Source organism: Massilia aquatica, assembly GCF_011682045.1.
Classification (GTDB): Bacteria; Pseudomonadota; Gammaproteobacteria; order Burkholderiales; family Burkholderiaceae_D; genus Telluria_A; species Telluria_A aquatica.
Genome location: NZ_VVIW01000015.1, coordinates 99,573 through 123,822 on the forward strand (window position 1 = coordinate 99,573; position 24,250 = coordinate 123,822).

Annotated in this window: 26 protein-coding genes; 19 read left to right on the forward strand and 7 right to left on the reverse strand. The window is 65.7% G+C overall.

The genetic code is table 11. The features are described from left to right. Positions 1-18 precede the first annotated feature (18 nt). Genes F1609_RS22360 through F1609_RS22380 form a run of 5 tightly spaced genes read left to right on the forward strand, consistent with a single transcriptional unit; the run spans position 19 to position 4,622 of the window. Positions 19-1,692, forward strand: coding sequence for a methyl-accepting chemotaxis protein (locus tag F1609_RS22360; RefSeq protein WP_167078869.1), 1,674 nt, complete (start codon positions 19-21; stop codon positions 1,690-1,692). 11 nt (positions 1,693-1,703) lie between these two features. Beyond that, positions 1,704-2,234, forward strand: coding sequence for a chemotaxis protein CheW (locus F1609_RS22365; protein ID WP_167078870.1), 531 nt, complete (start codon positions 1,704-1,706; stop codon positions 2,232-2,234). Continuing rightward, positions 2,235-3,065, forward strand: coding sequence for a CheR family methyltransferase (locus F1609_RS22370; RefSeq protein WP_167078871.1), 831 nt, complete (start codon positions 2,235-2,237; stop codon positions 3,063-3,065). It begins immediately after the preceding gene. A 4-nt stretch (positions 3,066-3,069) separates the two neighbouring features. Next, positions 3,070-3,549, forward strand: a complete 480-nt coding sequence (locus F1609_RS22375; RefSeq protein ID WP_187363102.1) for a chemotaxis protein CheD — start codon at positions 3,070-3,072, stop codon at positions 3,547-3,549. Beyond that, complete coding sequence (locus tag F1609_RS22380) at positions 3,546-4,622, forward strand: protein-glutamate methylesterase/protein-glutamine glutaminase (protein ID WP_167078872.1); 1,077 nt, start codon at positions 3,546-3,548, stop codon at positions 4,620-4,622. The genes F1609_RS22375 and F1609_RS22380 overlap by 4 nt, the downstream gene beginning before the upstream one ends. On the opposite strand, the gene F1609_RS22385 is transcribed toward F1609_RS22380, so the two are convergent. Then, the gene (locus F1609_RS22385) at positions 4,623-5,888 is read right to left on the reverse strand and encodes a M56 family metallopeptidase (protein ID WP_167078873.1); all 1,266 of its coding nucleotides are present in this window, start codon (positions 5,886-5,888) and stop codon (positions 4,623-4,625) included. Then, the gene (locus tag F1609_RS22390; protein WP_167078874.1) at positions 5,885-6,268 is read right to left on the reverse strand and encodes a BlaI/MecI/CopY family transcriptional regulator; all 384 of its coding nucleotides are present in this window, start codon (positions 6,266-6,268) and stop codon (positions 5,885-5,887) included. The genes F1609_RS22385 and F1609_RS22390 overlap by 4 nt, the downstream gene beginning before the upstream one ends. Positions 6,269-6,413: 145 nt before the next feature. Here F1609_RS22390 and F1609_RS22395 point away from each other — a divergent pair, with 145 nt between their 5' ends. Then, positions 6,414-6,716, forward strand: coding sequence for a hypothetical protein (locus F1609_RS22395; RefSeq protein WP_167078875.1), 303 nt, complete (start codon positions 6,414-6,416; stop codon positions 6,714-6,716). Between the two features lie 20 nt (positions 6,717-6,736). On the opposite strand, the gene F1609_RS22400 is transcribed toward F1609_RS22395, so the two are convergent. Further along, positions 6,737-7,069: an energy transducer TonB gene (locus F1609_RS22400; protein WP_167078876.1), complete on the reverse strand. Its 333-nt coding sequence runs from the start codon at positions 7,067-7,069 to the stop codon at positions 6,737-6,739. Between the two features lie 203 nt (positions 7,070-7,272). Here F1609_RS22400 and F1609_RS22405 point away from each other — a divergent pair, with 203 nt between their 5' ends. Next, positions 7,273-7,995, forward strand: a complete 723-nt coding sequence (locus F1609_RS22405; RefSeq protein ID WP_167078877.1) for an SIMPL domain-containing protein — start codon at positions 7,273-7,275, stop codon at positions 7,993-7,995. Between the two features lie 46 nt (positions 7,996-8,041). Here F1609_RS22405 and F1609_RS22410 read toward each other — a convergent pair whose 3' ends face one another. After that, positions 8,042-9,343, reverse strand: coding sequence for a dicarboxylate/amino acid:cation symporter (locus F1609_RS22410; protein WP_167078878.1), 1,302 nt, complete (start codon positions 9,341-9,343; stop codon positions 8,042-8,044). Between the two features lie 267 nt (positions 9,344-9,610). Here F1609_RS22410 and F1609_RS22415 point away from each other — a divergent pair, with 267 nt between their 5' ends. The 4 genes from F1609_RS22415 (at position 9,611) to F1609_RS22430 (ending at position 12,991) form a co-directional block, all read left to right on the forward strand. Next, a complete protein-coding gene (locus F1609_RS22415) occupies positions 9,611-9,934 on the forward strand; it encodes a low molecular weight protein tyrosine phosphatase family protein (RefSeq protein ID WP_167078879.1) in 324 nt (107 codons plus the stop codon). Between the two features lie 85 nt (positions 9,935-10,019). Next, positions 10,020-11,207 (forward strand): hypothetical protein, encoded by a 1,188-nt coding sequence (locus F1609_RS22420; protein WP_167078880.1) that lies wholly within the window; start codon positions 10,020-10,022, stop codon positions 11,205-11,207. Between the two features lie 72 nt (positions 11,208-11,279). Next, positions 11,280-11,789, forward strand: coding sequence for a hypothetical protein (locus F1609_RS22425; protein WP_167078881.1), 510 nt, complete (start codon positions 11,280-11,282; stop codon positions 11,787-11,789). Positions 11,790-11,809: 20 nt separating this feature from the next. Next, entirely contained in the window at positions 11,810-12,991 is a 1,182-nt protein-coding gene (locus F1609_RS22430; protein ID WP_167078882.1) for a hypothetical protein, read from the forward strand. 20 nt (positions 12,992-13,011) lie between these two features. Here the strand turns inward: F1609_RS22430 and F1609_RS22435 are convergent, their stop codons facing one another. Then, complete coding sequence (locus tag F1609_RS22435; protein ID WP_229422004.1) at positions 13,012-13,794, reverse strand: 3-hydroxybutyrate dehydrogenase; 783 nt, start codon at positions 13,792-13,794, stop codon at positions 13,012-13,014. A gap of 136 nt (positions 13,795-13,930) precedes the next feature. Here F1609_RS22435 and F1609_RS22440 point away from each other — a divergent pair, with 136 nt between their 5' ends. The 7 genes from F1609_RS22440 to F1609_RS22470 are packed head-to-tail and all read left to right on the forward strand — an operon-like array spanning position 13,931 to position 20,489. Further along, positions 13,931-14,812 carry an alpha/beta fold hydrolase gene (locus tag F1609_RS22440; protein ID WP_167078884.1) on the forward strand — a complete coding sequence of 294 codons (882 nt, stop codon included), beginning with the start codon at positions 13,931-13,933 and terminating at the stop codon, positions 14,810-14,812. A gap of 8 nt (positions 14,813-14,820) precedes the next feature. Next, the gene (locus F1609_RS22445) at positions 14,821-15,171 is read left to right on the forward strand and encodes a RidA family protein (RefSeq protein WP_167078885.1); all 351 of its coding nucleotides are present in this window, start codon (positions 14,821-14,823) and stop codon (positions 15,169-15,171) included. A 5-nt stretch (positions 15,172-15,176) separates the two neighbouring features. After that, positions 15,177-17,417: a RelA/SpoT family protein gene (locus F1609_RS22450; RefSeq protein WP_167078886.1), complete on the forward strand. Its 2,241-nt coding sequence runs from the start codon at positions 15,177-15,179 to the stop codon at positions 17,415-17,417. After that, positions 17,418-18,227: an MlaE family ABC transporter permease gene (locus F1609_RS22455; protein ID WP_370661660.1), complete on the forward strand. Its 810-nt coding sequence runs from the start codon at positions 17,418-17,420 to the stop codon at positions 18,225-18,227. Positions 18,228-18,251: 24 nt separating this feature from the next. After that, positions 18,252-19,202, forward strand: a complete 951-nt coding sequence (locus F1609_RS22460; RefSeq protein WP_167078887.1) for an MlaD family protein — start codon at positions 18,252-18,254, stop codon at positions 19,200-19,202. Further along, positions 19,199-19,867: a hypothetical protein gene (locus tag F1609_RS22465; RefSeq protein WP_167078888.1), complete on the forward strand. Its 669-nt coding sequence runs from the start codon at positions 19,199-19,201 to the stop codon at positions 19,865-19,867. The genes F1609_RS22460 and F1609_RS22465 overlap by 4 nt, the downstream gene beginning before the upstream one ends. 22 nt (positions 19,868-19,889) lie before the next feature. Beyond that, positions 19,890-20,489, forward strand: a complete 600-nt coding sequence (locus F1609_RS22470) for a hypothetical protein (RefSeq protein WP_167078889.1) — start codon at positions 19,890-19,892, stop codon at positions 20,487-20,489. Here F1609_RS22470 and F1609_RS22475 read toward each other — a convergent pair whose 3' ends face one another. Next, positions 20,490-22,304: a DUF4153 domain-containing protein gene (locus F1609_RS22475; RefSeq protein ID WP_167078890.1), complete on the reverse strand. Its 1,815-nt coding sequence runs from the start codon at positions 22,302-22,304 to the stop codon at positions 20,490-20,492. Between the two features lie 77 nt (positions 22,305-22,381). Beyond that, a complete protein-coding gene (locus F1609_RS22480; RefSeq protein ID WP_167078891.1) occupies positions 22,382-23,572 on the reverse strand; it encodes a hypothetical protein in 1,191 nt (396 codons plus the stop codon). 257 nt (positions 23,573-23,829) lie between these two features. Between F1609_RS22480 and F1609_RS22485 the strand changes: the two genes are divergently transcribed. Continuing rightward, positions 23,830-24,228, forward strand: coding sequence for a VOC family protein (locus F1609_RS22485; RefSeq protein ID WP_167078892.1), 399 nt, complete (start codon positions 23,830-23,832; stop codon positions 24,226-24,228). The last annotated feature ends 22 nt before the right edge of the window (positions 24,229-24,250 follow it).

Sequence of the window (24,250 nt, forward strand, 5' to 3'; positions counted from 1 at the left end):
TAAACAAGGAGTGAGATTATGAAATTTGGAAACCTGAACATCGGCGTGCGCCTGGCCGCCGGATTTGGCCTGGTACTGGCCCTGCTGATCGGCTGCGTGCTGCTGGCAATGACCCGCATGGCGGGCGTGCAGGGGAGCCTGGAGCGCATCGTGGAAGTCAATAACGTCGAGATGGCACTGGCCACCGCGATGCGGGTGACCGTCACCGACCGCATGCTGGCACTGCGTAACGTGGCCTTGCTCACCGATCCCAACGAGATGGCGCCGGAAATCGAGCGTGTCAAGCGCCAGAAGGACAAGTACGACGAGAACGAAGCGAAACTGGCCAAGATGTTTAACGACCTGGCCGAAACCACGCTTGAAGAAAAGGCTTTTTTGACGCGTATCAAGGAAGCCGAGTCGGTCATCCTGCCGGTGATGGCGAAGGCGCTCGGGCTGGGCCAGGCCAACAAGAGCGAGGAAGCGATCAAGGTGCTGATTCATGAGGTGCGGCCTTTGCAAAACAAGTGGCTCGGCGAGCTGACCGGCCTGATCGAACTGGAACAGCGACGCAGCGACCAGGCGTCGATCGATGCGCGCAAGAGCTATGAAGGTGCGCGCACCGAGCTGATCTCGATGGGTTGCGTGGCGACCGTGCTCGGACTGCTGTTCGCCTTCATGATTACCCGCTCGATCACGCGGCCGATCAATGTGGCGGTGGCGCTGGCCGAAAAAGTCGCCAGCGGCGACCTGACCAGCGAAATCGAAGTCACCACCAGCGACGAAACCGGCAAGCTGCTGCGCGCCATGAAGACCATGAACGAGAGCCTGGTGCGCATCGTCACGGAAGCGAACAGCTCGGCCGAAGCGGTGGCCAGCGCTTCCGAGGAAGTGAGCGCCACCGCGCAGGCGCTGTCGCAATCGGCCAGCGAGCAGGCCGCCGGGGTCGAGCAAACCAGCGCCTCGATCGAACAGATGACCGCGTCGATCAGCCAGAACACCGAAAACGCCAAGGTCACCGACGGCATGGCCTCGCGCTCGGCCGAAGGCGCGGTCGAAGGCGGCGAAGCGGTGAAAGCGACCGCCGGCGCGATGAACCAGATCGCCCAGAAGATCGGCATCATTGACGATATCGCCTACCAGACCAACCTGCTGGCGCTGAACGCGGCGATCGAAGCGGCGCGCGCCGGTGAACACGGCAAGGGCTTTGCGGTGGTGGCGGCCGAAGTGCGCAAGCTGGCCGAACGCAGCCAGGTGGCGGCGCAGGAAATCAGCAGCGTGGCCGGCAGCAGCGTGGAACTGGCGCAGCGCGCCGGCAAGCTGCTCGACGAAATGGTCCCGAACATCAAGAAAACCTCCGACCTGGTGCAGGAAATCACGGCCGCCTCGGAAGAGCAGTCGACCGGCGTGAGCCAGATCAATGCGGCCATCGGTCAACTGAGCATGGCAACCCAGCAGAACGCATCGAGTTCGGAAGAACTGGCCGCCACCGCTGAAGAACTGAGCGGCCAGGCCGAGCAGCTGCAGCAGACCATGAGCTTCTTCCGCCTGGCGCGCGACGCCGGGGCCGCCCCGCGCAGCAAACCGGTCAAGCCGGCCGCGCCAGGCCGGCGCGCCGCGGCCAAGGCGGCGCCGACCCGCTTCGCCTCAGGCCTGACCCTGGCGCCGGCGCCGGCCGGTGCGCCTGACGAAGCCGATTTCACCAAGTTCTGAGCGGGGGCAGCATGAATCAACTGATCCAGAATCGGGCCAGGGCCGCAGCCAGCGCGGCGCCCGCGGCGCCTGCGCCGACCCAGTACCTGACCTTCACCCTGGGCGGCGAGACCTTCGCCATCGGCATCCTGGGCGTCAAGGAGATTATCGAGTACACCAGCCTGACCGACGTGCCGATGATGTCGGACTGCATTCGCGGGGTGATCAACCTGCGCGGCTCGGTGGTGACGGTGATGGACCTGTCGGTGCGTTTCGGGCGCCCGTCCACGCCGGTCACCAAGCGCACCTGCATCATCATCGTCGAGATCGAAGAGGACGGCGAGCGCCAGGTGATCGGGGTGGTGGTCGACGCCGTCAACGCGGTGCTGGAGATTGCCGCCAGCGACATCGAACCGCCGCCGGCCTTCGGCGCCCATATCCGCAACGACTACATCGCCGGCATGGGCAAGATCAACGGCCGTTTCGTGATCCTGCTCGAAATCGGCCAGGTCTTCGCCGGCCTGCAAACCGACGATGCGGCACTGGCCGCGCCGGACCAATAGATGGCGGCGCACCCGCACCAGCTTGCGCGGCCCGGCATCAGCCAGGCCGAATTCGTCCAGTTCCAGCGGTTTATCTACAACGCCGCCGGCATCACCCTGTCGGACGCGAAAAAGGCGCTGGTCAGCGGACGCCTGGCCAAGCGCCTGGCGCACTGCGGCGTGGCCAGCTACGGCGAGTATTTTCGCCTGCTCGACAGCGGGGCGCACAAGGACGAGGTGCAGGAAGCAATCGACCTCCTGACCACCAACGAAACCTATTTTTTCCGGGAAGCGAAGCACTTCGACCTGCTGCGCGAACGGGCCTTAGGCGCGCAGCGTCCGCGCGGCGAGACGTTCCGGGTGTGGAGCGCGGCCTGTTCCAGCGGCGAGGAATGCTACAGCATCGCCATGGTGCTGGCCGAGTGCCTGGGTGAGCGGCCGTGGGAAATCATGGGCTCGGACATCTGCACCAAGGTGCTGCACAAGGCCCGCATCGGCCACTATCCGATGGAGCGCGCGCGCCATATTCCGCAGCCGCTGCTGCGCAAATACTGCCTGAAAGGCCAGGACGCGCAGGAAGGCACCATGCTGGTCGAATCGAGCCTGCGCCGGCGCGTGCAGTTCGGCCAGATCAACCTGAACACGGCGCTGCCGCAACTGGGCCAGTTCGACATGGTCTTTTTACGCAACGTGATGATCTATTTTAACGGCGACACCAAGCGCCAGGTGGTCGACCGCATCGGCGCGCAGCTCAAACCGCACGGCTGCCTGGTGATCGGGCTTGCCGAGTCGCTCAGCGACAGCGGCGCCATGGTCAAGTCGGTCGCGCCCTCGGTCTACGTGAGGGCCTGAATGCATGCCGCATGCGAGCGTGATCGACATCTTTTTGCAGCCCGGTGACTATTTCGTCGGCGATGCGGAGTTTCGCGTACGGACCCTGCTCGGGTCGTGCGTGTCGATCACCCTGTGGCATCCTGGCTCGCGGGTCGGGGCGATGTCGCACTTTTTGCTCCCTGGCCGCAGCAAGGATGGGCATCCCGACGCCCGCTACGGCAACGATGCGCTCGACCTGATGGCGGCCGGCTTGCGCGCACTCGGCGTCGACGCTTGCGAGTGCGAGGCCAAGGTGTTCGGCGGCGGCAACATGTTCCCCAGCCACCGCTCGCACCATCCCGCCATCGGCAGCCAGAACGGCGCCGCCGCGCGCGCGCTGCTGGCCGGGTATCCGATTCCGGTACGCTCGGCCTGCCTGTACGGCGACGGCCATCGCCAGATCATCTTCGACATCGCGCGCGGCGACGTCTGGTCGCGCCAATTCAAGAAAGTAAAGCCATGAACCGCATCAAGGTGTTGATCGTCGACGATTCGGCGGTGGTGCGCCAGGTGGTGGCCGGGGTGCTCGGCGCCGACCCGCGCATCGAGGTCATGGGCGCGGCGGCCGATCCGATCCTGGCGATCGAATACATGCGGCGCCAGTGGCCGGACGTGATCGTGCTGGACCTGGAAATGCCGAAGATGGATGGCCTGACTTTTCTGCGCAAGATCATGACCGAGCGCCCCACGCCGGTGATCATCTGCTCGACCCTGACCGAGGCCGGCGCGCGCGTGACCATCGACGCGCTGGCCGCCGGCGCGGTGGCGATCATCCAGAAACCCAAACTGGGCCTCAAGTCCTTCCTGAGCGCGGCGTCGGAGGACCTGACCAGCGCGGTGCTCAGCGCGGCGCGCGCAAACGTGGCGGTGCTGGCCGGACGCCGTCCGCCAGCGTCGGCACCCTTGCAGCCGGTGGCCAAGTTCAATGCCGATGCGGTGATCGCGCCCGGCGCCTCGGGCACGCTGATCCAGACCACCGAGCGGGTGGTGGCGATCGGCACCTCAACCGGCGGCACCCAGGCGCTGGAAGTGGTGCTGGCGGCGCTGCCGCGCACCGCGCCCGGCATCGTGGTGGTCCAGCACATGCCCGAAAAATTCACGGCGGCCTTCGCCGAGCGCTTGAACAGCGTGTGCCGCATCACGGTGGTGGAGGCGGCCCACCATATGCGGGTGCTGCCGGGGCAGGCCCTGATCGCGCCCGGCGGCAAGCACATGCTGATGCGGCGCAGCGGCGCGCAGTACGTGGTCGATGTGGTGGACGGGCCGCTGGTGAACCGGCACCGGCCTTCGGTCGATGTGCTGTTCCGCTCAGTGGCCAAGTGCGCCGGGCCGAATGCGACCGGGATCATCATGACCGGCATGGGCGACGATGGCGCGGCCGGCATGCTGGAGATGCGCACTGCCGGGGCGCGCACCATCGCCCAGGACGAGGCCAGCTGCGTGGTGTACGGCATGCCCAAGGAAGCGGTCAAGCGCGGCGGCGTGCAGCACACGGTGGCGCTGGACGCGATCGCGCGCGCGATCACGGCCGTTTAATTAGTCCAGGCTCCACACGTACTGCATGTCCATCCAGGATGGCACCGGCTTGCCCTTGTGCGTGCCGGCGCTGAACCGGCATTTCACGATGCCCTCGCGCGCGGCTTCGTCGAGCAGCACGTGGCCGCTCGATTGCTTCACACGCGAGGCGGCCACGCGGCCATCGGTGCCGATCTTGAAGGAGAGCGTGACCGTGCCCGTATGTTCAGCCAGGAGCGAGGCCTGCGGCCAGAGCGGCTTGGCGCAGCTGGAAAAATCGGCTACCGGCTTGACGCTGGCCAGCAGCGGTTCGAGGCTGGCGCGCCCGGCGCCGGCATGCGCGACCAGGCTGACACAGGCGGCGGCCAGGCCCAGCGCGGGCAGGGCGGCTTTCCAGTCGAGCGCCTGGCGGCCCGGTTTCACCAGGCGCCGCACGCGCGCCACCAGGTCGCCGCCGGCTGCTGGCACGGCCAGGTGGTGCGACGAGAACTGAAAGCGTTCGAGTTCCGACAGCGCGCGCGCCAGCCGGCGCGGCTCGCCCAGGTGGCGCGCTGCCAGGTCGTCGGCGATCTGTTCGCGTTCGATGCGGATGCGGCCCGAAATCCACCATACCGCCGGGTGGTAGAACAGCAGGATCTCGGCCGCGTTCTGGCCCAGGTTGACCAGGTAGTCGAAGCGCCTGACGTGCGCCATTTCGTGCGCCAGCAGCGCTTCGAGCAGCTCGGCCGGCATGCCGCTCATGAGCGAGGCCGGCATGAGTACCAGCGGACGGAGCGCGCCGATGGTCAGCGGGCTGTCCAGGTTCTCGATCACGCGCACGCGCACCGGGCGCGTGACGCCGAAGGCGGCGGCCATGCGGGCGGCGCGCGCCTGCCATTCGGGGCCCGCCAGCGGCGCGCCGCTGGCCTGGCCGATCCATGCCAGCCCGGCCGCCATGCGCAGCGCCAGCAGCGCCGCGCACACCGACCAGAAACCGACGATCCATAGCAGCTGATCCTGCAGCCATGCGGCCAGACCGGCGTCGGCGCCACGCGCGGCAGCGCTCATGCGGTCGCTGAAACGCATGGCGGCCGCGCCGGCGCCGCCGTCGTGCAGGCGCAGCGCCAGTTCGGCGGCGGGCCACAGCACGCAGGCCAGCAGCGCCGCGCAGGCCAGGTTGTAGCGGTATTCGGGGCGGGTGTTGCGCATCAGGGCCAGCAGGACGGCGCAGGTAGAGCCGATCAGCAAGCCTTGCCAGCTGAAGTGAAGCAGGGTCCAGCCGATGCTGTCGACCAGGGACGCCGTCATTTGTCTTCTTCCTTGAGCATGGTTTCGATCTCTTCGCGCTCCTTTTTGCTGATGCCGCTGCGCAGGGCGGCCATGACCAGGGCCTTGGCCGAGCCGGAAAAGGCTTTCTGGATCAGGTCCTTGAGCAGATTGGTCTGCAGGCAATCCTGCGCCTGCGCCGGCGCGTACACGTGCGAGCGTTCGCTCTCGTCGCGGATCAGCAGGCCCTTGGTATGCATGATCTGCATCAGCCGCAGCACGGTCGCGTAGGTGACCTCGGGCCGCTCCTTGAGGATGGCCTGGTGCACCTGCTTGGCGGTGGCCGCGCCGAGTGGCCACAGGGTTTGCAGCAGATCGAGTTCGGCCGCGGTCGGCTTGGGCGGGGCGGGAAGTGTCGGCATGGCGCGTTTTCGGTTGATGACAGAGCTCAGGTTAACGCAAATAGACAGAATTGTCTATGATGGGGGCAGGTTTGGCTTTGCCAGCGGCGGGCATCGGCAGTACCATCGCTGTGCAGTCCATGCAAACGACACGATGGAGGATTCATTGAAGAGTGCTCAACTTGCGTTGGCGGGCATCGGCGTCGCCGTGCTGGCTTACGCGCTGGCGGTCCTGGTCACGCGCGGTACGTTTTCGGGATGGACCGGCGGCTGCGGTGACTTTGGCATGCGCTGCGTGGGGCAGGGCGTCATTGTGCTCGGCCTGGGATGCCTGGCCGGCGCGCTGTTGGCCGTGGCCGCGCTCGCACCTGCCGATACGCGCAGCTGGCTTGGCTGGATGGCGCTGCTGATGAATGGCTTGCCGCTGGCCGCGATCGGGGTCGCGGCGCTGCTGATCGCGCTGCGCTAGGCAGCGCGAGGCGCGCCTGATTACAGTTTCCAGACATAGGCGACGCGCGCCCAGCCTTCCACCGGCTTGCCCTTGGCGCTGGCCGGGCGGAACGTGCACAGCTTGAGCGCCTGGTGCGCCGCGTCGTCGAGCGCCGCGTGGCCGCTCGAGCTTTCCACCTTGCTGTCGGCCAGCTTGCCGTCGGCGCCGACCAGGAAGGCCAGCTTCACCGTGCCGTCATGCTTTGCGGCGCGCGCGTCGGCCGGGTAGGCCGGCTTGGCGCAGGATGCCAGGTCGACCTTGGGGTGGCTGGCGCCGGCCGGCGCGGCATGCGCGCTGAAGGCGGCGCAGGCCGCAACTGCCAGTACGGCCATCGAATTGATAAATGGGGTAATGCGGTCTCCTTTGAGGGCGTCGTGCGCCTTGGTTTGGGCGGTGTCCGATGTATAGATTAATCTGTCTAGACAGAGTTGTCTATTAATTTCTTCCCGGTTTACTGGCGCTGAAATTTATATAGACAACATTGTCTACAATGCGTATTCTGGGGTTTTCATTTCAGATCATCTGCGGAGAACCCATGCTCAAATCGATCGCCACCGCCGGCGCCCTGTTGCTGTTGCCGATGGCCGCGCAAGCGTCCGGCTTGCCCGACTATCCCTTCATTCATGTCAGCGGCATGGGCACCGCGGTCGCCATGCCGGACCTGGGGCAGATCGATTTCGAGATCGCCGCCTTCGACGCCGATCCGGCCGTGGCGGTGGGCGTGGTCGAGGCGCGCGCCACCGAGATCCGCGCGGCCATGGCGCAGGCGGGCGTGCCGCTGGAAGATGTGCAGATTCGCGATGTGCGCAAGGACTTCCGCAAGCAGGACCCGGCGGGGGCGAGCACGCCGGTGCAGTACGATATCCGCGCCGGGGTGCGCGTCAACGTGCGCAACCTGGCCCAATGGCGCGCCGCCGCCACGCCGCTGCTGACCATGCCCAACCTGGACGGTTTCATGATCGTGTTCGATACGACCCAGCGCGAAAAAATCGAGATGGAACTGGCGGGCGACGCGCTGAAAATCGCGCGCCGCAAGGCGGAGGGGATTGCGGCCGGACTGGGAAGAAAGCTGGGAGCGGCGAGCGCGGTCAGTACGGGAGACTTGAAGAACCTCACGCGGGCCATGGGGCTGGCGCCGAGCGAGGCCGGTGCACGTTCGTCGTTGGACCAGAGAATCGGCACCGAGCGCGCCGACCTGCTGACGGTGATGTCGCTGAAATTCGCGCAGCCGGTCGACGTGCTCTATCGTTTGAAGTAGCCGGGTTCCCGCAGGGTGGGTGGTTCCCTGCGGGAGAGGGCGAGGGTCAGGCGGCTTTGCGAACCGGGTACAGTTCGCTGTCGTCGTCCATATGGGTTGGATTGGCCAGTTCGCGTTTCATGCGCTCGTGATCGAGTTCTTTTTCCCAGTGCGAGACCACCACGGTGGCCACGCCGTTGCCGACAAAGTTGGTCAGTGCGCGGCATTCGCTCATGAAGCGGTCGATGCCGAGAATGAGCGCCATGCCGGCCACCGGGATGGTCGGCACAACGGCCAGGGTGGCGGCCAGGGTGATGAAGCCGGCGCCGGTGATGCCGGACGCGCCCTTGGAGGTCAGCATCGCCACGCCCAAAATGGTGAGCTGCTGGCTGAGGGTCAGGTCGGTGTTGGTGGCCTGCGCCACGAACAGGGCCGCCATGGTCATGTAGATGTTGGTGCCATCGAGGTTGAACGAGTAACCGGTCGGCACCACCAGGCCGACGACCGATTTGGAGCAGCCGAGTTTTTCGAGCTTGCGCATCAGGGCGGGCAGGGCGCTTTCCGAGGAGCTGGTGCCGAGCACGATCAGCAGTTCTTCCTTGATGTAGGCGATGAAGCGGAAGATCGAAAAGCCGGTCATGCGGGCGATGGTGCCGAGCACGATGAACACGAACAGGGCGCAGGTGAGGTAGAAGGAGCCCATCAGCTTGGCCAGCGGCAGCAGCGAGGCCAGGCCGAATTTACCGATGGTGAAGGCCATCGCGCCAAAGGCGCCGATGGGAGCTACTTTCATGACGATGCCGACCACGCCGAAAATCACATGCGACAGGTCGTCGATCAGTTTCGTGACCGGACGTCCGCGCTCGCCCAGCATCGACAGCGCGAAGCCGAACAGGATCGCAAACAGCAGCACTTGCAGGATGTCGCCCTTGGCGAAGGCGTCGACGACGGTGTTCGGGATGATGTTCATCACGAAGTCGAGCGTGCTCTGGTTCTTGGCCTTGGCGGTGTATTCGGCGATGGCCTTGGTGTCGAGCGTGGCCGGATCGGCGTTGAAGCCGTCGCCCGGACGCACCACGTTGGCGACGACCAGGCCGATGGCCAGCGCGAAGGTGGAGACAACCTCGAAGTACAGCAGCGCCTTGCCGCCGACGCGGCCGATCTTCTTCATGTCCTGCATGCCGGCGATACCGGCGACCACGGTACAGAAAATCACGGGGGCGATGATCATCTTGATCAGCTTGATGAAGCCGTCGCCCAGCGGTTTCATGTCGACCCCGAGTTTCGGGTAGAACACGCCGAGCAGCACGCCGCACACGATGGCGATCAGCACCTGGACATACAGGATCTTGTAGAAGGGTTGTTTCATGACGGTGTCTCCGTTCGATATTTGATTATCTGTATCTTTATCGAAATCCGGGACGTCATCTATTGTGGATATCCGCAGAGTGCGAAGTTTCCAGATGTAAATATATAATGCTTGATTATCGGCAATATTTAACGCTGTCACCGGAATCGGAAAACAACAGCCTCGACTTTCGCGGCCCCTGTTTCATGCAATGCCCGATGGTCGATTCAAGCCCTTCGCAACGACCTTGCGCGTGGGATAATGCCGGATTGGCATTCAAGGAACAGCATGCACCGAGCACTATTTATCTGTAGCCAGAACCGGCTGCGCAGTCCGACCGCCGAACAGCTCTTCGCCAGCTGGCCCGGGGTCGAGACCGACTCGGCCGGCTTGGGTGGCGACGCCTCGGTGCCGCTCTCGCCCGAGCAGATCGCCTGGGCCAGCATCGTGTTCGTGATGGAAAAGGCGCACCGGCGGCGCCTGGGCGAGCGCTTCCGCGCCCATCTGAACGGCAAGAAAGTGATTTGCCTCGATATTGCCGACAACTACACGTACATGCAACCCGAGCTGATCGCTATCCTGGAAAGCAAGGCCGGCAAGTTTTTGCGCTGAACGTCCGCGCGTCTCGCGTATAATTTCCTATTTGAAACTCTTGCTCCCCACGCAGACCTCTGCGCTGCCTCCTGCCCTGTCACCGATGAAAAATCGCCTGTCGCACGGCGCCGCCTGCGCCTTCTTGCTGTTGGCGAACGCCGTCCATGGTGCGCCCGTGAAGGCGCCGCCGCGCTCCAACCCCATCCATGCCGCCAGTGAGGCGGCGTTCGAGGCCGCCAGCAAGGCCATCGACGCGCAAGTCGCGCAGCAAGCCGCCATCGACGAGCACACCAGGGCGCTGTGGGATTTGATGGCGGTGCTGCACTACGAACGGCGCCTGCACGCGCTGATCGACAGCGCCGCCGGCGCCAACCCCGGCCAGCGCGCCAATGCCCACTATTTTATCGAGCATGCGGGCGGCGGTGGGGTGGCTCAGATGGTGATGATCCTGCGCAGCCAGATCGACGCCGCGCAGGCGCGCGCGCTGGCCCTTGCCTACGCCACCCCGGTCGGACAACAGGCGCTGGACGGGGTACGCAGCGCCGCTGTCGATGCCTTCAACGCCGGTCCGCAGGCACGCCTGCTCGCCGGCGCCGAACAGGCCAACCGGGCGCGCATGCAAGAGGTGCTGCTGGGCTGGGCGGATTTTGCGCTGGTGCAGCTGGCCGGCACCGCTACGGCGCGCACGGCCGGGTACAACGCGCAGTTGAACGACCCGGCCAGGCGCGGCACCGTACCGCCGGAGCCGCAGCCGACCGGCCACGCCGGCATCGACCGCATGATGGCCGCCTCGCGCAGCATGGTGCGCGACAGCGCGCTGCTGGCCTGGCGCCTCGACGAAGAACTCGACCGTCTCGGCAGCGCCGACCTGCTCAGCCCCGCGACCATGACCAGCGCCGATGCGGCGGCGCGCGCGCGGCGCCAGGTGGCGCTGATGCGGGCGCCATCGCAAGCGTTCATCGTGTCCGCCAGGGCCGTGGTGGCGGCGTCGCGCGCGCAGCTGGCGACCAATGGCGTGGCGGCGCACGACCGCTTGATCGCCGCCTTGCACCGCGCCTTCGACCGGCGCCTGGCGCAGCTGGCCAAACTGGAAATCCTGCAGCGCCGCCAGTACGACATCCACGATCGCATGCTCGCTTTCGCCAGCGAGCGCCCGGGCCAGTTCATCGTCACCGCCAACGGCGTCGAGGCCTCCGACAGCGCCGGGCGCTCGCGCTGGCTGGGCATGCTGGGCGAGATGCAGGACACCCTGGACCAGATAGTCGCCAACTCGGCGCCGGCGCTGCCCTAATTGTGCATGCGGCCGTGCCGCACGCGGTATAGTTGTGCTTTCGACCCTGCGTCGGCCATTCGGGAACCCGCCATGAGACTACTCCGCCATTTACTGCTCGCCGCCGCCATCGCCCCGGCCATCGCGTACGCCGCACCGAAAGCGAAGCCGGCGCCAAAGCAGGTGACTTCGTTCTTCCCCCAGCTCGACCTGGGCCGCTTTTTGGCCGATAACTTCGACCTGGCGTCGGTGCGCAGTTCGCTGGCCGCGCGCCGCACGCCGGAGCTGCGCACCTTTGCCGATTTCGGCATGCTACCGACCAATAGCGGCGACGATGGCGTCACCTTCGACGGCGAACGCTGGCTGTACCAGCTGCGCGTGGTGCGCCGCGCCGACATCAACAACGACGGCATCGAAGACCTGGAAGTGTGCTTCACCGACCGCGCCAAGGGGGCCAGCTACGACTCCTCGCAAAGCTTGCTGGTGAGCCGCTACTCCGACGAAACCTACGCCGTCGCGCTGCGCTACGAGTCCGATGCCTGCGGCCCGGCCAAACGCGATAAGACCAGTACCACGCTGACCGTCCCGTCCAGCAAACAATAATAACTACCATCAACACCATCTTGCACACCACAACCACGATGATCCACGCTGTTACCCGCACGGCGCTGCGCGCGCCGCTGCTGCTTGCCCTGCTGTCGCCGCTGCAGATGGCCGCTGCCGCCACTCCCGCCACTCGCGCCATTCCCGCCGCGCCGGTGAAAGCGGCCATGCCCGCACCGCTGCCTGCGGCCCACGTCGAGGCGGTGCGCCAGATGCTGTCGGTCGTCAAGGGCGAAACCCTGCTCCAGGCGGCGGTCAGGGACAACCCCGCATTGCGCCCGTCCCAGCAAGCGCTGTTCAAGCACCTGTTTGCCACCACCACGCCGCAGCGCCAGCAGGAACTGATCTTGCGCGCGCTGGCGCGCCACCTGACCCTGGAGGAGGCGCGCAGTATCGCCGAAGCCTACGCCACTGCGCCCGGACAACGGGCCCTGGCGCTGCCGGCCGGCGCCGCGCAGTCCGACGATGTGGCGGCGTTCAACGCCTTGCCGCCGGCGCTGCTGCTGTCCGGAGCCGTCAAGGCGGCCCGGCCCGCCATCGAGCAGGCCGCCAACGAATGGGGAGCCGATGCGCTCCACAAGCTGACCGAAACCGCGGTCGCGGTGGCGCGGCTGACAATCGGCGACATCAATAGGGTCGACGAATACAGCGCGCCGGTGTCGATTCAATACTGGTCGACCAATACCGGCGTAGCCGCGGCCGACGAACTGGCCCTCGCCATGGTGGTCTGCGCGGTGAAGTCGGCCCATGCGAACCGGGAGCTGCTGCGCACGGTCAAGGAAATGGCATGGGGAGAAATGCTCTGGCCCGCCAACCTCGCGTCACCGGAGAAGGTCGCATCCAGCCTGCGCAGGCTCGATCTGGTCGAAGTGGCTGCGGGCCGCTTCGTGACCGAACAGCGCGCCAGCGTCCAGCAAGCGAACGACAGCTTCGACAAGATCGACATGCCGTTCGACACGGGCCACGTGGCGGACGCCGCGAAGTCGGTGCTGCCCGTCGTCGCGATGGTGGACCGTTTCGAGAAGGCCCAGGATGCGATCATCCCGGCCCAGCGCGCCATCCTGGCGTTCGCCGCCGAGCGCCCGGGCCAGTTCAGCGTCAAGAACGACAAGCTGGTCATCGCCAACAAGGCCGACGAACGCACCTTCGCGGCGCTCAACAAGAAGCTGGTCGCGGCGCGCGCCCTGCAGAGCGCCAAATAGCCGCTGGCGCTGACGGGCGCTTACTGCGCAGCCCAGCCGCCATCCATGTTCCAGGCCACGCCGCGCACCTGGTTGCCGGCCGCGCTGCACAGGAACACGGCCAGCGCGCCCAGTTCTTCGGGCGTGACGAATTCGCCGGACGGCTGCTTTTCGCCCAAGAGGGCCTTCTTGGCGTCCTCGTTGCCGATGCCGTCGCGCGCGGCGCGGTCGTCCACCTGTTTTTGCACCAGCGGCGTGAGCACCCAGCCCGGGCAGATGGCGTTGCAGGTTACGCCGGTGCCGGCCGTTTCCAGCGCGGTGACCTTGGTAAAACCGACCAGCCCGTGCTTGGCCGCCACGTAGGCCGATTTCTGCTTTGATCCCACCAGGCCGTGCACCGACGCCAGGTTGATGATGCGGCCCCAGTTGTTCTGCTTCATGGCGGGCAGCGCCAGGCGCGTGGTGTGAAACGCCGAGGTGAGGTTGATCGCGATGATCGCATCCCATTTTTCGGCCGGAAAATCCTCGATATTGGCCACGTGCTGGATGCCGGCGTTATTGACCAGCACATCGACGCCGCCGAATTTGTCCGCCGCGAACCGCATCATGGCCTCGATCTCGGCCGGCTTCGACATGTCGGCGTTGTGGTACGCCGTCTGTACGCCGAATTCGCGCCCCAGGTCGGTGTGCAGTTTGTCGATCTGCTGGGCGTCGCCGAAGCCGTTAAAGACGATGTTGGCGCCTTCCCGGGCCAGCGAACGCGCGATTCCGAGGCCGATGCCGGAGGTGGAACCGGTGACCAGTGCGGTTTTACCGCTCAACATACCTGATTTCATTGTGTCCTCTACAGAAAGAGTTTGGGGGGGATGAGGTAGAATTCTAAACGCAGTGAAGATTGAAGCACACATTGGACAATGGCGACGGATCGACACGCTTGACAACACCTCAACAGGAGCCGGCATGAGCGAGGCAAGAATCAAATCCGTCCAGTGCATGTCGCCCGCCGGCCTGCACCAGATGTCGTACAAGGAGTGGGGCGACGCGGCCAATCCGCGCGTGCTGGTGTGCGTGCATGGCGTCACGCGCGTGGGCGACGATTTCGATCACCTGGCGCGCGCGCTGGCCGGCTATTACCGCGTGGTGGCGCCGGACGTGGTCGGGCGCGGCCGCTCCGGGCGCCTGGCCAACCCGCAGCTGTATCGGGTGCCGCAGTACGTGAGCGACATGGTGACGCTGATCGCGCGCGTCACGGCAGGCAATGGCAATGACGGCGTCGACTGGTTCGGCACCTCGATGGGTGGCCTGATCGGCCTGGCCCTGGCGTCGCTGCCCGGCACCCCGGTACGCAAACTGGTCCTCAACGACATCGGCCCCACGCTCGACCCGGCGGCGCTGCTGCGCATCGGCGACTACATCGGCCAGGAGCTGCGCTTTCCAACGTATGCGGCGGCCGCGCAGTTCGTGCGCGAAGTCTCGCAGTCGTTCGGCGAGCACACCGAAGCGGAATGGGACAAGCTGGCGCGCGACGTGCTGCGCCAGGAAGCCGACGGCCAGTGGGTGCGCCATTACGACATGGGCCTGGCGCTGCCGTTCCGCTCGGCCACGCCGGAGAGCACGCGGGCCGACGAAGCCATGCTGTGGGCCGCCTACGATGCAATCGGCTGCCCGACCCTGCTGGTGCGCGGCGAGCACTCCGACCTGCTCTCGCGCGCCACCGCCGCCAGCATGGCCGCGCGCGGCCCGCATGCGCAGCTGGTCGAAATCCCCGGTGTGGGCCATGCCCCGACCTTCATCCACGACGACCAGATCGCCGTTGCACGACAATTTTTGATTGGTACTTGAAAGACATTATGGAAATTACACGACTGCACGTAGGAAAACGCCTGTCCGAAGTGGCGATTCACAATGGCACGGTCTACCTGGCCGGCCAGATCGCCGAAGACACCTCCGCCGACATCGCCGGCCAGATGCGCGAAGTGCTCGGCCACGTCGACCGCCTGCTGGCCGAAGCGGGCAGCGACAAGAGCTGCATCCTGATGGCCCAGATCTTCATCGCCGACATGGCCCATTTCGCCGGCATGAACACGGAGTGGGACGAATGGGTGGCATCGGGCCACACGCCGCCGCGCGCCACCGTCGAAGCCAGGCTGGCCGACCCCGCATGCCTGGTGGAGATCGTCGTTACCGCAGCCCTGCGCTAAGCCGCATGGTCTCGATTGCAGCACTCGGCAGCACAACGGCCGAACTGGTACAGGGGCTCAGCCTGGAGGACTGCGCGCGCGTCGAAAGCGCGCTGGCGTATGCGAGCGACGCCTACAAGGACATGGCTTGCGCCTCGGGCCAGGCCGCCTTCGATTTCGCGGTCGGCGTGGCCAGCACCCTGGCGTATTTAAGAAGCGATGCCGAAACCCGCATCGCCGGCTTGATGTTCGAGCTGACGGTGCTCGATCCGAAGGCCGTGGAGGGACTGGAAGCGCGGGTCGGACGCGAGGCGACCGACCTCGTGACCGGCGTGCGCCAGCTGATCCGCCTGCGCGACATGACGGTCGGCCACCAGACTGTGGGCCGTGGCAAGAACGCGGCCCAGCAGGCCGTGGCCCAGGTCGAAACCTTGCGCAAGATGCTGCTGGCGATGGCCACCGACATGCGCGTGGTGCTGGTGCGCCTGGCCTCGTGCGTGACCACCCTGCGTTACTTTGCCGAGATCAAGCGCTTCGATGAACTGACCTGCGCCTACGGGCGCGAAACGCTCGACCTGTACGCGCCGCTGGCCAACCGGCTCGGCATCTGGCAGCTCAAGTGGGAGCTGGAAGACCTGTCGTTCCGCTTCATCGAGCCCGATACCTACAAGCGCATCGCCAAGATGCTCGAAGAAAAACGCATGATGCGCGAAGGCTTCGTGCAGTCGGCCATCGTGCGCCTGCAAAACGAACTGGCGGCGGCCGGCATCACGGCCGAAGTGTTCGGACGGCCCAAGCATATCTACAGCATCTGGAGCAAAATGCGCGGCAAGGAGCTCGATTTCACCGAGCTCTATGACGTGCGCGCCTTCCGCGTGATCGTGGCCGACGACAAGACCTGCTACACGGTGCTGGGCGTGGTCCACAATATCTGGACCCCGATCCCGAAAGAGTTCGACGACTACATCTCGCGCCCCAAGCCGAACGGCTACCAGTCGCTGCACACGGTGGTCACCGCCGACGATGGTCGTCCGCTTGAAGTCCAGATCCGCACCCAGGAAATGCACAACTTCGCCGAGTACGGGATCGCCGCGCACTGGCGCTACAAGGAAGAAGGCGGGTCCAATTTCAAGGGCCAGGCCTACGATGAAAAGATCGCCTGGCTGCGCCAGCTGCTGGCCTGGAAGACCGACGTGGCCGACGTCGTCGTGGGGCAGGAAGAGATCCAGCGCGAATGGGTCGAAAAGCTCAAGTCGACCACCCTGGACGACCGCATTTTCGTGCTTACGCCGCAGGCGCGCGTGCTGGAACTGCCGGTCGGCGCCACGCCGATCGACTTTGCCTATCACCTGCACAGCGAAGTCGGGCACCGCTGCCGCGGCGCGCGCGTGGACGGCATCATGGTGCCATTGAATACCGCGCTGAAAAATGGCCAGACTTGCGAGATCATCACCGCCAAGGGCGCGCCCGGCACCGCCGGCCCGTCGCGCGACTGGCTCAATGCCGACTACACGGTCAGCACGCGCACGCGCGCCAAGGTGCGCGCCTGGTTCCACGCGATCGACCTGGAAGAGACCCTGGCGCACGGCCGCGCCATGGTCGAAAAGTCGCTCCAGCGCGAAGGCAAGACCGCCGTCAACCTGGAGCACCTGGCGCACAAGCTCGGTTTCGCCAAGGTCGACGACCTGTTCATCTCGGTCGGCAAGGAAGAATTCAGCCTGCGCCACGTGGAGCAGGCGCTGCACGACACCGGCGAAGTGGTGGTGCCGGAAGACGCGGTGGTGCTGGGCAAAAGCCGGGCCTCGAGCGTGGAGCAGGGCGCCAAGTCGGGCGTGCTGGTGGTCGGCACCGAAGGCTTGCTCACCGCACTTGCCAAGTGCTGCAAACCGGCGCCGCCGGACGGCATCGTCGGTTTTGTCACGCGCGGCAAGGGCGTCTCGATCCACCGCGCCACCTGCAAGAACTTCGCCGAAATGCGCGCCAAGGCGCCCGAGCGCGTGATCCACACCGACTGGGGCCGCGCCGGCCACGACACGGTCTATCCGGTCGACCTGTTCATCCTCGCGGGCGACCGCCAGGGCCTGCTGCGCGATATTTCCGAAGTGTTCTCGCGCGAGAAGATCAACGTCATCGGCGTCAATACCCAGAGCGCCAAGGGGCAGGCGCGCATGACCTTTACCGCCGAAATCAGCTCCACCGCGCAGCTGCAAAAAGCGCTGGGGGCGATCATGGAGGTAGGCGGCGTACAACAAGCGCGGCGGCACTAAGTGGCGATCCTGCCCAAGTCGTTCCTGTACTCCAAGCCGCGCGACTGGGGCCGGCACGCCTGGCGCTTCTTCTTCAGCTGGTGGTACATGGTGTACCTGGGGGCGGTGGCGCTGGTGATGGCGTTTTCGCCCTCGACCTACAACCGCAGCAACCGCCTGGCCACCTCGCGCTACATCTACACCAGCACCTGGCAGGTGCTGCCGTGGTTTACCTTGCTGGCCGCGCTGGTGAGCCTGGTGCTGATCCGGGTGGTGGTGGTCACCTCGCAAAGTTACGGCCTGTCGCGCTACGCGCTCGAAATGGTGGTGCGGGTGCTGGTGCTCGAACTCATTCCCCTGACCGCCGCCATGTTCGTGGCGCTGCGCGCGGGCCTGGCGTTCAATGCCGGCGACGCGCTGGCGCTGGCCGCCGCCTCCACGCCCGACCGTTCGCGCCAGGCCCAGAACCGCCTGCGCCAGGACCTGGTGCCGCAGGTGATCGCGAATGCTTTTGCGGTCCTCTCGCTGGCCATGGTCAGCAGCGTGATCGTGCTGGTGCTGGCCTACACCAGCGTGTACGGCCTCTCGCCCTGGGGCGTGGGCGACTATACGCGCACGGTGGGGCGCATTTTCAACCCGGCGGTGACCGTCGGCTTCGTGCTCAAGACCGTGTTCTTCGGGCTGTCGGTGGCGGTGATCCCGAGCGCGGCGATTCTCGAAGCACACCGCTACGGACGCACCTCCTCGTCCACGGTGCAGCCGGGCGCGGTGCGCCTGCTGTTCGTGCTGCTGCTGATCGAAGCCGGCTCGCTGGCCGTCAAATATATATAGGTGAACAAGCAAGTGGAAACCAAGATGAACCCGGCCAATGCCAACCCGGACGACGCGCCGCCCGAGGCGGTCGCCAACGTCGAAGTCAAGGCAGTGCTGCTGCTGGTGCTGATGAGCGCCCTGATCGTCGCCTTTTTGCTGTACGTGATGTATGCGCGCGGGGTGTTCGAAAGCACCCAGCGCCTGGTGCTGCTGTCGGAGGATTCGGACGGCGTCATTCCCGGCATGGACGTGACCTTTTCGGGATTTCCGGTGGGCCGGGTGCAGCGGGTCGAGCTGGCGCCGGACGGCAAGGTGCGCATCCTGGTCGACGTGCCGCGCAAGGACGCCAAATGGCTCAAGACCTCGAGCGTGTTCACCGTCGAACGGGGCCTGGTGGGCGACACGCGCATCAAGGCGTTTTCGGGCATCCTGAGCGACCCGGTGCTGCCGCCCGATTCGGTGCGCACGGTGCTGCGCGGCGACACCGCCGCCGAGATTCCGCGTCTGGTCGCCAGCGCGCGCGCCTTGCTGGAAAACCTGGAAAACATGACGCGCAGCGATTCGGCCATCAACACCAGCCTGGCCAACATCCAGGCCGCGACCGGGCGCCTGTCGGGCAAGTACGGTTTGCTTGGCACGGCGCTGGGCAGCGAAGGCGAGGCCAAAAAACTGCTGCAAACCCTGGAACATGTCGATAACCTCCTGATCAAGGCCGACCAGCGCGTGTTCGGCAAGCAGGGCGTGATGGACGAGGCGCAGCTGGCCATCGTGCAGTTGCAGGTGGTGCTCAAGGACGCCAGCAACAGCCTGAAAAAAGTCGATGCGGTGCTGGTCGAAGCGCAGGCCGTGGGCGCCAACGCCAAGGTGGCGACCAAGGACCTGGGCGCGCTGCGCGCCGAGGTGGACGCCAGCCTGCGCAAGGTGACGCGCCTGATCGATGAAATCAACCGCAAGTGGCCCTTTGCACGCGAGACGGAGCTGAAACTGCCATGAAGACCATCTACCTTGCCGCATTGAGCGCCGCCTTGCTCGCCGCCTGCGGCAGCAATCCGCCGCCGCCGGCCTGGAAGGGCAACGCCGGCAGTGCGCTGGCCGGCTTCAGCGATGCTTACCTGCGCGGCGAGAGCGGCATCGCCACCACCGAATTTGCGCGTGCGCGCGCCGAGATGGCCAGCACCGGCCGCCCCGATCTGGTGGCGCACGCGGAGCTGGTGCGCTGCGCCACGCGCGTGGCCAGCCTGGAATACGACAGCTGTCCCGCCTTCGAGGCGCTGGCGCAGGACGCCACCGCGGCCGAACGCGCCTATGCCGCCTACCTGGGCGGGCGCTGGGACGGCCTCGATGCTACGCTGCTGCCCGAGCAGCACCGCGCGGTGCTGGCGGCGGCGCGCGCGGGCGACGGCAAGAGCGTGCTGGCGCCGATTGCCGATCCGCTCTCGCGCCTGGTCGCCGCCGGGGTTCTGATGCGCCAGGCGCGCACCGCTCCCGCCGACATCGTGGTGGCCACCGATACCGCCTCGGAGCAGGGCTGGCGCAGGCCGCTCCTGACCTGGCTCGGCGTCGCGCTCAAGCGCGCCCAGGCCGCCGGCGACACGGTCGAAGCGGCACGCCTGCAGCGCCGCATCGACCTGGCCGGCGCCACGCCGCCGGTCCCCTGATGTTGATCACTGAAAAGCCTGTATGAATCGTTCCCTGCGCAGTATCGCCACATGGAGCATGCTGGCCGTGCTGTTGTCGAATAGCGGTTGTAACGCCAAGGAAATGCCGGATTCGCGGCGCGACTATCTGCTGGCGCACGACCATGGCTGGATCGACCTGGTGGTCAAGGCGCCGGCCGGCGCGCCGGCTTACAAGCCGGGCGAGGCCTGCACGGTAGGCTTGACGATCAACGGCGACATGCTGCTGTTCGAGAACGCCAGCCTGGCCGGCATGCCGGTGGGCTTTCGCTTCGTGGCGCCGGCCGGCAAGCTGGACGCCGCGCTGCATCTGCATGGCTGCGTCAAGGAGGAACTGGTGCTCAAGCTGCCGCTGCAACTGACCAAGGACCATCTGGTCGAACTGGCCTTTGACGGCGCTGCGCTCACGGCCGGCACGGCAACGCCGTTCGAGCCGACCTCGCTCGAATGGGTACGCACCGAAATGCTGAGGATGCAGGCCAATGCCCACGCCGGCGATGCCGCTACCGGCAAGCTGACCACGCTGGCCACGGCCAGCGTGGCCCTGAATGCCTTCGGCCTGCTGGCGCTCCTGTGCTACGCGTGGATCCGGCGCCGGCGCTGATCAGTCCCCGGAAGTTGGATCACCGTCGCTGAACTGATTGCAGGATGCGGCACTGCCAGCGCCGGCCAGATTCAACTGCACCGTCATGCCGGCGATCTCGATCTGGCGGGTGCGCGGCGCCACCAGTTTGTAGTCGCCCTTCTTGAGGCGCTCGACAAACTGGCTGCAGCGCGCCATGCCTTGCAGCCTGCCCATGATGGTCCATTTGCCTGGCGCCGATTCGGTAAACACGGTCGGCGAGGTGTAGGATTTGTCACCGATGAACAACAGTTCATTCTTGCCATCGGCGTCGAAATCGATCGCGAACACATCGCACCGGCCGCTTGCCTGGGTCAGGCAGTCGGGAACGTCGTCGGTGCGCTTCCATACCGACAGTGGGAAGCTGTCCGGCAGGCGCGCCGCCGCCGGCCACACATTCAATTGGTCGACCGGCTTGACGGTGTGCTGTTCGACGAAGCGCCGGCCACTGTCCGGTGTTTCGAGGGCGGTTTTGGCGCGCGCGGCGATGAGGGCGGCGTTCGGGCCGGTCTTGCCCTCCTTGAGGCGCAGCAGGGCGGCGGCGCCATAGCGCTTCGATTCTGATTTGAGGAAGTAGTAGTCGAACTTGTCGGGGCTGACGACGCCGCGTTCAAGGCGCGCGAGCTGGCTGTTGACGGCGATGCGGTCCGGGTCGGCCAGCGGCGAGAGCAGCGCTGTCAGCACGGCGATGGCGGCATAGGCCGCAGCCAGGTTGACCGGCGCTACGCGGCGCAGCCAGCCGCCTTTGTCGAGCGCCGCCCACAGGTAGCCGAACGCGTAAAAGCTCGCTACCAGCAGTGCGGCGGCGGCGAAGATGCGGTCCGAGGTCCAGCCATGGCCGCCCACGCGCAGGGCCAGCGCGTAGGTGGCGATGGCGGTCAGCGGCAGCAGCAGTACGCAGGCGACGCGCGCGGCAAGGCGCACCAGGCGCGCCACCGAGTCGGCGACGGAGCCATTCTGCCAGGCGGCGTTGATCAGCAGCACCAGCAGCCCGTCGGCCGCCAGCAGGGCCACGGTGGCGTTGCGCGTGGCCCACAGCGCGTCAAGGCCGGTAAACGGCAGGCACAGGGCGAAACCGCCGATCAGCAAGGTGGCCACCGGCAGCAGCCATGACATCAGCACCAGCAGCAGGTTGCGGATGCCGTGCACGATGGCGGGGCGCACATCGGTCAGGTGCAGCGCGCAGGCAAAACCGCAGCACAGCAGCGGGAGCACGAACAGCGGCGACTTCATCAGCTCCGACAAGAAGCTGATCTTGACCAGTTCAAACAGGATCGCGCCGAGCCACATGGCCAGTTGCAGCGCGCTAGTGAAAAAGGCCGAGAACAGCAGCTGGATGAAGAGCTTCCAGGCGATGTCGAAATGGGTGGCGTAGCTGGCCAGGCGGCGCCGGTCTTGTGCAGCGGCCAGCACCAGCGAGTGGCCGATGAAAAAAATGACCACGCAGAAGAAGAACACCAGCGGCAGCATGGCAGGCCAGTACAACAATGGTGCCGCGCCATCCAGGGCCGGCGTTTCGCGCCAGGTGGCGTGCCAGCCGATGCCGGCCAGGATGCTCGCCGCCAGCGCACACCACAGGGCGATCAGCCTGGGGCGCACGTGGCCGAGGCTGGAAATGGCCAGCACCGGCACCAGCGCGCCGACCAGCAGTGCCGAGAGGCGAATGTGCGAGGCGAACAGGTAGTCATGCTTGAACAGCAGGTACAGGAACAATCCCTGCATCAGCCCGATGGCGGCGCGCGCCAGGCCGACGGGTTTCGAGGTTTCCGGGACGGTGACGGCGGGCGATGTGAGCATGATGGCAGGGCGGCGATGGTGGGTTGTAAGCCGGCGGCGCCGCCTGCTGGGGCGCGGCGCTGCCGGTTGGGTATTGCTTACTTGTGCTTGAGGGACCAGGCGCCCGGTGCGGCGGCGCCGGCCAGCGGGCCGCTCATGTCGAACAGGGCGGCCTGGCCGGTCTGGGTGTCGGTGGCGCCGCCGGCGACGCTCATGCTCAGTTTGACCGCGCCGGTCTTGTCGACGCTCCCGGTGACCGAGGTCGTGCGCGCATCCGCCTTGCACGATCCTGTGATCACGCCGGTAAAGCCGATGTTCAGCTCGCACGCCCCGTAATACGCGCCGAAGGTGCCGCTCCACGGACCGGCGTAGCGGATCGGATCGAGGTATTCGCGATTGGTCGAGGCCTGTCCGTAGCTGACCAGTTCGGTCGCGCTGGAGAAGCTGACGTCGCCGGAACCTTTCGAGGTGGTCCGGGTGTTGCATGCCACCATCAAGCCGGTGACGATGTCGCGCCAGCAGGTTCGTTCGACCCAGTAGTTGACGTAGACGTTGGCGGTGCGCAGGTCGAGGTTGGTTTCGTTGGAGACGATCTTGAGGGTGGAAAAAGTGCCTGCCGGAACGGTCTTGCTTTCGATGCCGACCACGGTACCCTTGCTGGTGAGCGCGCGCGAGGTTTCTTCCTTCGAGCACGGGATGCTCATGGTGCTGGCGAAGTCGAAGCTGTCGCCGACCGAGGCGCTGGCGGGCGCCTGCGTGGCGGCCGGGGCGTAGGTGGCGGTGCAGCCGGCGTACGAATTGCTGGACAGCATGCCGCCCTTGGCGTCGAACTTCTCGATGGTTTGCGCGCCTTTTTCCTGGCTGACCGAATCGGCGTTTTCCCAGCCACCATCGGCGTTGACCTTGGTAATGCGCTGGGTGACGGACACTTTCCAGCCCATGGTGACGTCGGTATAGGTGGCAAAGTCGCCCACGGTGCGGGCCGGCAGGGTGGTCGGGCCGCCGCTGGCCGGTGGCGTGACCGGGGATGGCGTGGGGGTCGGCGGCGTCGGGATCAGGACCGGCGGCGTCGGAACGTCGACCGGTGGGATGACGGTGACCGGCGGGTTGATGGGCAGGCCCGGGACTGGAATCGTTGTTACTGGCGGCGTGACGGGCGTCACCGCTGGCGGTGCGATGGGTATCGTGGGAAGTGCCGGCGCCGGCGTTGGCGCCGGTGGCGCATCACTGCCGCCGCCGCACGCTGTGAGGGCTGTCGCCGAAATCAATCCAAGTAGTCGCATCCGCATCGTAGTCATCCTTTTTTGTCATTATATAGTTCTCTTAGATCAACCATAAAAACTAATGTTGAATAAAGAGCATCGAAGGGCGCGATTATACATGTTGCATATTCTCAAGAATTGTCGAGATTGCTGTTTGGCTGTTTTTGCAACAATATTGGCCGAACGTTGCAATTTTTATTCGGCGCTTGTCGAACTTGTGCCAGCTCGTTCGTCGCAGGGATGAAGCACGCTTGTGTGGATTCACTTTTCAATACGGAGACAGCATGAACAAACAAATCATCTTTAACCTGCCGGTCAGGGACCTGGGCAAATCGAAGGCGTTCTTCGAGGCACTCGGCTTTGGCTTTAATCCGGCGATGAGCAGCGACAGCGCGGCGTTCATGAACATCGTGGACGGCAGCATCCACGCCATGCTGATGACAGAAGACTTTTTCGCGTCGTTCACCAGCAAACGGGTGGTGCGGGCGCTGGAGGCCAACGAGGTGATCATTTGCCTGAGCTGCGAGAGCGCGCAGGAAGTCGACAGCCTGATTGCAAAGGCGAGCGCCGCCGGCGCGCGCATCCCGCATCCGCCTGAGGATCATGGTTTTATGTACGATCAGGGCTTCGAGGATCCCGATGGCCATCTGTGGAACCTGGTCTGGGTGGCGGAAGATGCGTGATTGGGAGTACTAGCCCTTCAGC

Coding starts and splice junctions, on each gene's coding strand:
- F1609_RS22360 (WP_167078869.1), top strand. CDS start 19: ATGAAATTTGGAAACCTGAACATCGGCGTGCGCCTGGCCGCCGGATTT.
- F1609_RS22365 (WP_167078870.1), top strand. CDS start 1,704: ATGAATCAACTGATCCAGAATCGGGCCAGGGCCGCAGCCAGCGCGGCG.
- F1609_RS22370 (WP_167078871.1), top strand. CDS start 2,235: ATGGCGGCGCACCCGCACCAGCTTGCGCGGCCCGGCATCAGCCAGGCC.
- F1609_RS22375 (WP_187363102.1), top strand. CDS start 3,070: ATGCCGCATGCGAGCGTGATCGACATCTTTTTGCAGCCCGGTGACTAT.
- F1609_RS22380 (WP_167078872.1), top strand. CDS start 3,546: ATGAACCGCATCAAGGTGTTGATCGTCGACGATTCGGCGGTGGTGCGC.
- F1609_RS22385 (WP_167078873.1), bottom strand. CDS start 5,888: ATGACGGCGTCCCTGGTCGACAGCATCGGCTGGACCCTGCTTCACTTC.
- F1609_RS22390 (WP_167078874.1), bottom strand. CDS start 6,268: ATGCCGACACTTCCCGCCCCGCCCAAGCCGACCGCGGCCGAACTCGAT.
- F1609_RS22400 (WP_167078876.1), bottom strand. CDS start 7,069: ATGGCCGTACTGGCAGTTGCGGCCTGCGCCGCCTTCAGCGCGCATGCC.
- F1609_RS22405 (WP_167078877.1), top strand. CDS start 7,273: ATGCTCAAATCGATCGCCACCGCCGGCGCCCTGTTGCTGTTGCCGATG.
- F1609_RS22410 (WP_167078878.1), bottom strand. CDS start 9,343: ATGAAACAACCCTTCTACAAGATCCTGTATGTCCAGGTGCTGATCGCC.
- F1609_RS22415 (WP_167078879.1), top strand. CDS start 9,611: ATGCACCGAGCACTATTTATCTGTAGCCAGAACCGGCTGCGCAGTCCG.
- F1609_RS22420 (WP_167078880.1), top strand. CDS start 10,020: ATGAAAAATCGCCTGTCGCACGGCGCCGCCTGCGCCTTCTTGCTGTTG.
- F1609_RS22425 (WP_167078881.1), top strand. CDS start 11,280: ATGAGACTACTCCGCCATTTACTGCTCGCCGCCGCCATCGCCCCGGCC.
- F1609_RS22435 (WP_229422004.1), bottom strand. CDS start 13,794: ATGTTGAGCGGTAAAACCGCACTGGTCACCGGTTCCACCTCCGGCATC.
- F1609_RS22440 (WP_167078884.1), top strand. CDS start 13,931: ATGAGCGAGGCAAGAATCAAATCCGTCCAGTGCATGTCGCCCGCCGGC.
- F1609_RS22445 (WP_167078885.1), top strand. CDS start 14,821: ATGGAAATTACACGACTGCACGTAGGAAAACGCCTGTCCGAAGTGGCG.
- F1609_RS22450 (WP_167078886.1), top strand. CDS start 15,177: ATGGTCTCGATTGCAGCACTCGGCAGCACAACGGCCGAACTGGTACAG.
- F1609_RS22460 (WP_167078887.1), top strand. CDS start 18,252: ATGAACCCGGCCAATGCCAACCCGGACGACGCGCCGCCCGAGGCGGTC.
- F1609_RS22465 (WP_167078888.1), top strand. CDS start 19,199: ATGAAGACCATCTACCTTGCCGCATTGAGCGCCGCCTTGCTCGCCGCC.
- F1609_RS22470 (WP_167078889.1), top strand. CDS start 19,890: ATGAATCGTTCCCTGCGCAGTATCGCCACATGGAGCATGCTGGCCGTG.
- F1609_RS22475 (WP_167078890.1), bottom strand. CDS start 22,304: ATGCTCACATCGCCCGCCGTCACCGTCCCGGAAACCTCGAAACCCGTC.
- F1609_RS22480 (WP_167078891.1), bottom strand. CDS start 23,572: ATGCGGATGCGACTACTTGGATTGATTTCGGCGACAGCCCTCACAGCG.
- F1609_RS22485 (WP_167078892.1), top strand. CDS start 23,830: ATGAACAAACAAATCATCTTTAACCTGCCGGTCAGGGACCTGGGCAAA.